We start from the raw sequence: 6,452 nt of genomic DNA, 5'->3' as shown, positions 1-6,452 counted from the left end.
TCGGGTCGCAGGTTCGCGCAGGTGCTGATCAGCTGCTTGACGGCCAAGCCGCGCAGGTGGGCGCGCAACTCGTCGGGGGCGGTGACGATCAGGGTTTTGATCTGGCGTTGGGCATCGGCGCGCTGGTCGACGGCCCTGCGGCGGGCTACTCGCAGGTTGCGGAGTGCTTCGACGCGGCCGGCGCGCTGTTTGGGGATGCCGGTGCGTTCGCCGGCCAGGGCGGCCTTGGCCGCGGCGATGGCGTCGATCGGGTCAGACTTGCCCTGGAACCGGCGGGTCTTGCGGTTGGGCCGGTCGACCTCGATCACCTGCATACCTTCGCTGCGCAGCCGGCGGGCGAGCCCTGCGCCGTAGGCGCCGGTCCCCTCGACCCCGATCCGTGATGCCTGGCCGAACCCGCGTATCCAGGCCAGCAGAGCGGCGTAACCGACCGCTGTGGCAGGGAACTGCTGAGTTCCCAGCACCCGCCCGATCGGGTCGATCACGGCAGCGGTGTGGGTGTCTTGATGGGTGTCGACGCCACCGGTGACCTCAATGATCGCGGTGCCTTGCGGTGTAATAGGAGGCATCGTCGTCCTGCCGTTCGTGACTGGGGGCAGGGCGGCACGCACCAGCCGGGCAACGCGGACAAGACAGAGATGGGGCCTCTAGCCAGGCTCCTATGAAGTCACAACGCCACGTCCGGTTGAGTGCACGAGCACCTCCCGACCGAGGCCGACAAATCCCGGTGAAGACCCGAAGTCAGTCAGGCGATGGGTCAGACCCCGGCGGGAGGTGCTCATGAACATCATCTCTGTCAGGCGATGACGGCGGGGGTGCGCCAGGCCGGGCGGGCGGCGCGGTCCAGGTCGTGGCGGACCGACGCGATCCGGCGGACCGCTTCCCGCAGGTCGTCCGCGGGCAGCGCGAACGGCAGCCGGATGAAGCGTTCGAGGGTGCCGTCCAGGCCGAACCGGGGTCCGGGCGCGAGCCGTACGCCGACGTCCTCGGCCGCCCGGGCCAGCGCGCTGGAGATCGGCCCGTCCAGCTCCGCCCACAGCATCACCCCGCCGGCCGGCACCGTGAAGCGCCACTCCGGCAGATACTCGCCCAGCGCCGCGACCAGCGCATCCCGCCGGGACGAGAGCTCCGCGCGCCGGGCGGCCACGATGGTCTCCGCGTCCCGCAGCAGGTGGCACGCGACCAGTTGTTCGAGGACCGGGCTGGCCATGTCGACGCCGACGCGCAGGGCGGCGAGGCGTTGCACCAGCGGCGCGGACGCGCGGACCCAGCCGATCCGCAGGCCACCCCAGTAGGCCTTGCTCATACCGCCGATCGAGACGACCCGGGAGTGCCGGTCGAAGACGGCCACCGGCGGCGGGACCGGGGTGCCGTCCAGCGGCAGGTCCACGAAGGACTCGTCGACGACCAGCTCGGTGCCGGCGGCGTGGGCCGCGGCGACGAGACGTTCGCGGAGGTCGGCGGGCATCAGGTGGCCGGTCGGGTTCTGGAACTCCGGGATCACGTACGTCAGCCGGGGCCGGGTCTGGCGCAGCGCCCCGAGCAGCATCTCGCCGTCCCAGCCGGCGGCGGCCGCGTCGAGGCCGTGCGTGTTGATCCGGGCGCGGCGGGCGGAGAGAGCGGCCAGGGCGTTCGGGTACGTCGGCGACTCGACCAGCACCGTCGCGCCGGCCGGGACGGACAGGCGCAGCACCAGGTCGAGGGCGTGCTGCGTACCGCTGGTGATCAGGATCTGCTCCGGGCTGGTCGGCACGCCGCGGGCGGTGTAGCCGGCCGCGACCGCCTCGCGCAGCTCCATCAGGCCGGTCGGGTGGTAGCCGGCGCTGCCGAGGAAACGCGGCAGGTCCTCGGCGGCGGCCCGCGCGGCGGGCACGAGCTCGACGGGCGCGGCCGAGGCGGCCACGCCGAGGTCGATCATGTCCATGTCGTCGTCCGGGGTCCACAGGCCCGAGGACGCGACACGATGGCCGTTGGGCAGGGTGGTCCAGCTGCCGGCGCCGCGCCGGCTGGTCAGATGGCCGGTCTCGCGGAGCGAGCGGTACGCGGCCGTGACCGTCGTCCGGCTGATGCCCAGCGCCTCGGCGAGCTCCCGTTCGGCGGGGAGCCGAACGCCCAGCGGCAACCGGCTGTCGGTGAGCAGCCCCCGGATCGCCCCGGCCAGCGCGGCATAGTCCGGACTGCGATGCCGCCCCGGCAACGAGTGCCACTGACCGAGCAGCCGAGCCAATTGGCCCCCGCGAACCGACGTCGTCATGGCCACCTCCGGCAAATTGGCTCTTTGATCGCCGCTAATTGGCCTTCAGAGTGGCACTTATGAGTCGTCTCAGCAACCTCGTTCCCGTCGGCGCCCGCCTGCCCCGCCGCGTGACCCAGCTCTTCGCGGGCCTGGTCCTGTACGGCATAAGCATGGCTTTCATGGTGGAGAGCGACCTCGGGCTGAACCCGTGGGACGTTTTCCACCAGGGTGTGTCGAAGGCCACCGGGGTCAGCTTCGGCTGGGTGGTGCTGCTGACCGGCATCCCGGTCCTGCTGCTGTGGATCCCGCTGCGGCAGCGCCCCGGCTTCGGCACGATCGCCAACCTGGTGGTGATCGGCTTCGCGGCCGACGGCGCCCTGGCGGTGCTGGCCCCGGGCGGATCGATGGCGATGCGGATCACGTACCTGGTGGTCGGGATCGCCCTGAACGGGGTCGCGACGGCGATGTACATCGGTGCCCGGTTCGGTCCGGGGCCGCGCGACGGGCTGATGACGGGGATCGTCAGCCGGTGGCCGCGGCTGTCCATCCGGGTGGTCCGGACGAGCATCGAGGTGCTGGTCCTGGGCGTGGGGGTGCTGCTGGGCGGCACGATCGGGTTCGGGACGGTGGCGTACGCGCTGGGCATCGGGCCGCTGGTGCAGTTGTTCATGCCGGTCTTCGCGGTGCCGGCGACGGCGGATGACCCGGCCGTGGCGGCCGAGCCGGCGCAGCCGGGTCCGCCGCAGGTGGCGCCGGCCGTGGTGGCCTGAGCCCAGGCTCGCCAATGCGACGGCGGCACGGAGGGCGTTGCGGCGTGTCGTCTGAGTCATGCCACCCCGCTCCACGGCGGTCCCGGCATCGGCTATGGCGGATGCCGGATATGGCCTCGCGATGGCGCTGGTTCCAGCGCGCCACTCGCGGGGTCGGCGAAGCGGGCGATATGTCCGGGCAGGCGGACACAGCTTGGTGATCATCGCGACACAATCGCTTTCCGGTTCGGCGGGCGCACGGCATCATGGCGACATGGGGGCTGGCGACTGGCATTGGAACGACGCTTGGATCTTCGTGTCCGCGGTCATCGCCGAGCGCCTGGAGCGCGACCGGGCACTGCACGCGGCGCTCCCGGTGACCGGCGCGAGCCTGGCTGACGTACTGGCCGCGGCCGACTTCCTGCACCACAGCGTGCCCAGCCGGTCCGAGCTGGAGGATTCCGTGCGCCGCCTGGCCGGGGCCGGCCTGCTCACGGTGGACGACGACCTGGTCGAGGTGGCACCGGCGGGCGAGCAGCTGTGGCGCACCAGGCCGTTCAGCGGTCTGTCGTCGGCGGTCGTGACGCTGCAGACGCAGCTGAACCGGGCGGCCACGCCGGGCGAGTCCGACTGGAAGCTGGACGAGCGCACCTACAACGCGGCCGTCCGCGAATACTCCCTGCGCCTGGCCGACGGCCGCTGACCGAACCGGCTCGGCCGCCAGGCCGGACCGAGCCGCCATCCGGGACCGCCGGCGCCGCCTCGGCGGCAGTGGCCTACAAGGCCGCCGGATCACGCGATTGCGCGGCGCTACCGCCCAGACTGCCGGGTCACACTTCCAGACCCTGTCGCCGAAGCCTGACCGCGCCCGGCCGGCCGAAGCGGATCGCCGGACAACCCGTCGCTCAGCGGACCGGGTTACCCGCCGCCCGCAGACTCTCCTTGACCTCGCCGATGGTCAACTCTCCGAAGTGGAAGACACTGGCCGCCAGCACCGCGTCCGCCCCCGCCGCCACCGCCGGCGGAAAGTGCCCCACAGCCCCGGCCCCACCACTGGCGATCACCGGAATGTCGACCACCGCCCGAACCGCCGCGATCAACTCCAGGTCGAACCCGGCCTTCGTCCCGTCCGCGTCCATCGAGTTGAGCAGGATCTCCCCCGCGCCCAGCTCGGCCGCCCGCCGCGCCCACTCCACCGCGTCGAGCCCGGCGCTCTTGCGACCGCCGTGCGTCGTCACTTCCCAGCCGCTGGGGTGCTCCGGTGTCGGCCCCGACGGCAGCCGGCGTACGTCGAGGGACAGCACCAGCACCTGATTGCCGAAGCGGTCCGCGATCTCCGCGATCAGCTCCGGCCGGTGGATCGCCGCCGTGTTGACGCCGACCTTGTCGGCTCCCGCGCGCAGCAGCGTGTCGACGTTGTCGACCGAGCGGACGCCGCCGCCCACCGTCAGCGGGATGAAGACCGATTCCGCCGTGCGGCGGACCACGTCGAGCATGGTGCCGCGGTCGTCGGACGACGCCGTCACGTCCAGGAAGGTCAGCTCGTCGGCGCCGGCGGCGTCGTAGGCCGCGGCCAGTTCCACCGGGTCGCCCGCGTCGCGCAGGTCGACGAAGTTGACTCCTTTGACCACCCGTCCCGCGTCCACGTCGAGACAGGGAATCACCCGTACCGCCACCGTCATGCCCCAACCCTATCGAGCGGCCGGCCGGCCGGTTCGGGAGTATCCACAGGCCGGGCCGGGCCGAGTACCCCGATCAGGACGCCGCCGATCACGAGCACTCCGCCGGCCACGTCCGTCGCGTGCACGGTCTCGTCCAGCAGCAGGGCCGCCGAGGCTATGCCGAAGATCGGCACCAGCATCGAGAACGGGGCGACGGCCGATGCGCCGTACCGTCTGATCAGGGCGCCCCAGGCGCCGAAGCCGGCCAGGGTCGAGATCAGCGCGACGTAGAGCAGTGCGCCGACCGCCGGGAGGTTGATCGCGCGGAGCGCGGCCAGGTCTGTGGCCGGGCCTTCGACGATCAGGGAGAGCACCGCCAGCGGGAGGGTCGCCACCGCGCTGACCCAGATCATGAAGCGCAGCGTGTCGGTCGGGGCCGCCTGCCGGGTGGCCACGTTGGACAGCCCCCAGGCCACGGCCGCGCCCAGGACCAGGCCGAATGCTCCGGCCGGCAGTCCGTCCGCGCCGAGCCGGACCGCGACGACGCCGATGCCGAGCGCCGCTACCGCCAGCCCGGCGACGCGGCGCCGGCCGGGGCGTTCGCGCAGCAGCAGCACCGCGAAGACCGTGGTGAACACCGCCTGGCTCTGCAGGACCAGGGAGCTCAGGCCGCCCGGCATTCCGGCGGCCATCCCGGCGAAGAGCAGCGAGAACTTCACCACGCCGAGGGTGAGGGCGACCGCGATCACCCAGCGCCAGCGGGTGGGTGGGCGCCCGGCGAACAGGATCGCGGGGAACGCGGCCAGCAGGAACCGCAGCGCCGAGAACAGCAGAGGCGGGAAGTGGTCCAGGCCGACGGCGATCACGACGAAGTTGACGCCCCAGGCGGCGGCCACGGCCACGGCGAGGGCGATGTCACGCGGTTTCACCGTCCCAGCGTCGCCGCCGGTGATGCTGAAGCACCAGCGAATAGTGCTACAGCGACGATGTAGCGTGACTACATGATCGATCTGGGTCGGCTCCGCGCCCTGCACGCCGTGGCCAGCTACGGGACGGTGCTGGCGGCCGGGGAGGCGCTGCACTGCACGCCGTCGGCCGTGTCGCAGCAGCTCGCCAAGCTGGAACGCTAGACCGGGGCCACCCTGGTGGAGAAGGACGGCCGCCGGCTGCGGCTGACCGAGGCCGGCCGGGTGCTCGCCGGTCACGCCGAACGGGTGCTGGCCAGCGTCGACGAGGCCGAGGCGGCACTGGCGGCCCATCGGGACACGGTGATCGGCCGGCTGGAGGTGGCTGCCTTCGCGACGGCGTGCCGGGCGCTGCTGCCGTACGCGTTGCACCGCCTGGCCACCGAGCACCCGCAGCTGACGACGGGCCTGGTGGAGGTCAGCCCGCACGAGGGTCTGGACATGTTGCGGCGCGGGCACGTGGATCTGGCGGTGCTGGACGACTGGCCGGAGGTGGCGCTGCGCTATCCGCCGGGGGTCACCCACCTGGAGCTCGGCCGGGACGTGGGCGATCTGATCGTGCCGGACGGCCACCGGTTCGCGGTGGGTCGCGAGGTGCGGCTGGCGCAGTTGCGCGACGAGCGGTGGATCGCGGCGAAGGCCGGGGACATCTGTCACGAGTGGCTGGTGCGGGTGGTGCCGGGGGTGCGGCCGGACTTCCACGTGGGTGAGTTCGAGACGCAGCTGACGTTGATCGCGGCGGGGCTGGGGATCGCGGTCGTCCCGCGGCTGGCCCGGCCGCCGCTGCCGGCCGGGGTGCGGGTGGTGCCGGTGCGGCCGGTGCCGACGCGGCGGGTGGTGG

General features: G+C 72.6%; 8 protein-coding genes. 4 read left to right on the top strand and 4 right to left on the bottom strand.

What is annotated here, in order from left to right; all coding sequences use genetic code 11:
* Both AB0C29_RS27820 and AB0C29_RS27815 read right to left on the bottom strand, forming a co-directional pair.
* The coding region (locus AB0C29_RS27820) for a transposase (protein ID WP_360825932.1) at window positions 1-485 on the bottom strand (485 nt) is incomplete at its 3' end.
* Between the two features lie 311 nt (window positions 486-796).
* A complete protein-coding gene (locus AB0C29_RS27815; protein WP_360825929.1) occupies window positions 797-2,254 on the bottom strand; it encodes a PLP-dependent aminotransferase family protein in 1,458 nt (485 codons plus the stop codon).
* Window positions 2,255-2,313: 59 nt separating this feature from the next.
* On the opposite strand from AB0C29_RS27815, the gene AB0C29_RS27810 reads away from it, so the two are divergent.
* The gene (locus AB0C29_RS27810) at window positions 2,314-3,006 is read left to right on the top strand and encodes a hypothetical protein (RefSeq protein ID WP_360825927.1); all 693 of its coding nucleotides are present in this window, start codon (window positions 2,314-2,316) and stop codon (window positions 3,004-3,006) included.
* 253 nt (window positions 3,007-3,259) lie between these two features.
* Entirely contained in the window at window positions 3,260-3,688 is a 429-nt protein-coding gene (locus AB0C29_RS27805; RefSeq protein ID WP_360547949.1) for a hypothetical protein, read from the top strand.
* A gap of 202 nt (window positions 3,689-3,890) precedes the next feature.
* Here the strand turns inward: AB0C29_RS27805 and hisF are convergent, their stop codons facing one another.
* Together hisF and AB0C29_RS27795 are read right to left on the bottom strand one after the other, a co-directional pair.
* The gene (hisF, locus tag AB0C29_RS27800; RefSeq protein WP_360825925.1) at window positions 3,891-4,667 is read right to left on the bottom strand and encodes an imidazole glycerol phosphate synthase subunit HisF; all 777 of its coding nucleotides are present in this window, start codon (window positions 4,665-4,667) and stop codon (window positions 3,891-3,893) included.
* Complete coding sequence (locus AB0C29_RS27795) at window positions 4,664-5,575, bottom strand: EamA family transporter (RefSeq protein ID WP_360825922.1); 912 nt, start codon at window positions 5,573-5,575, stop codon at window positions 4,664-4,666. The genes hisF and AB0C29_RS27795 overlap by 4 nt, the downstream gene beginning before the upstream one ends.
* A 72-nt stretch (window positions 5,576-5,647) precedes the next feature.
* Between AB0C29_RS27795 and AB0C29_RS27790 the strand changes: the two genes are divergently transcribed.
* Together AB0C29_RS27790 and AB0C29_RS27785 are read left to right on the top strand one after the other, a co-directional pair.
* Complete coding sequence (locus tag AB0C29_RS27790; protein ID WP_360825919.1) at window positions 5,648-5,776, top strand: LysR family transcriptional regulator; 129 nt, start codon at window positions 5,648-5,650, stop codon at window positions 5,774-5,776.
* A gap of 15 nt (window positions 5,777-5,791) precedes the next feature.
* Window positions 5,792-6,452 (top strand): LysR substrate-binding domain-containing protein (locus tag AB0C29_RS27785; RefSeq protein WP_360825916.1); only part of this gene is annotated, 661 nt, incomplete at its 3' end.

Origin of the sequence: Actinoplanes sp. NPDC048791 (assembly GCF_040650095.1) — a bacterium.
In the GTDB taxonomy this organism is placed as follows: Bacteria; Actinomycetota; Actinomycetes; order Mycobacteriales; family Micromonosporaceae; genus Actinoplanes.
This window is presented reverse-complemented; position numbering and strand designations above follow the sequence as displayed.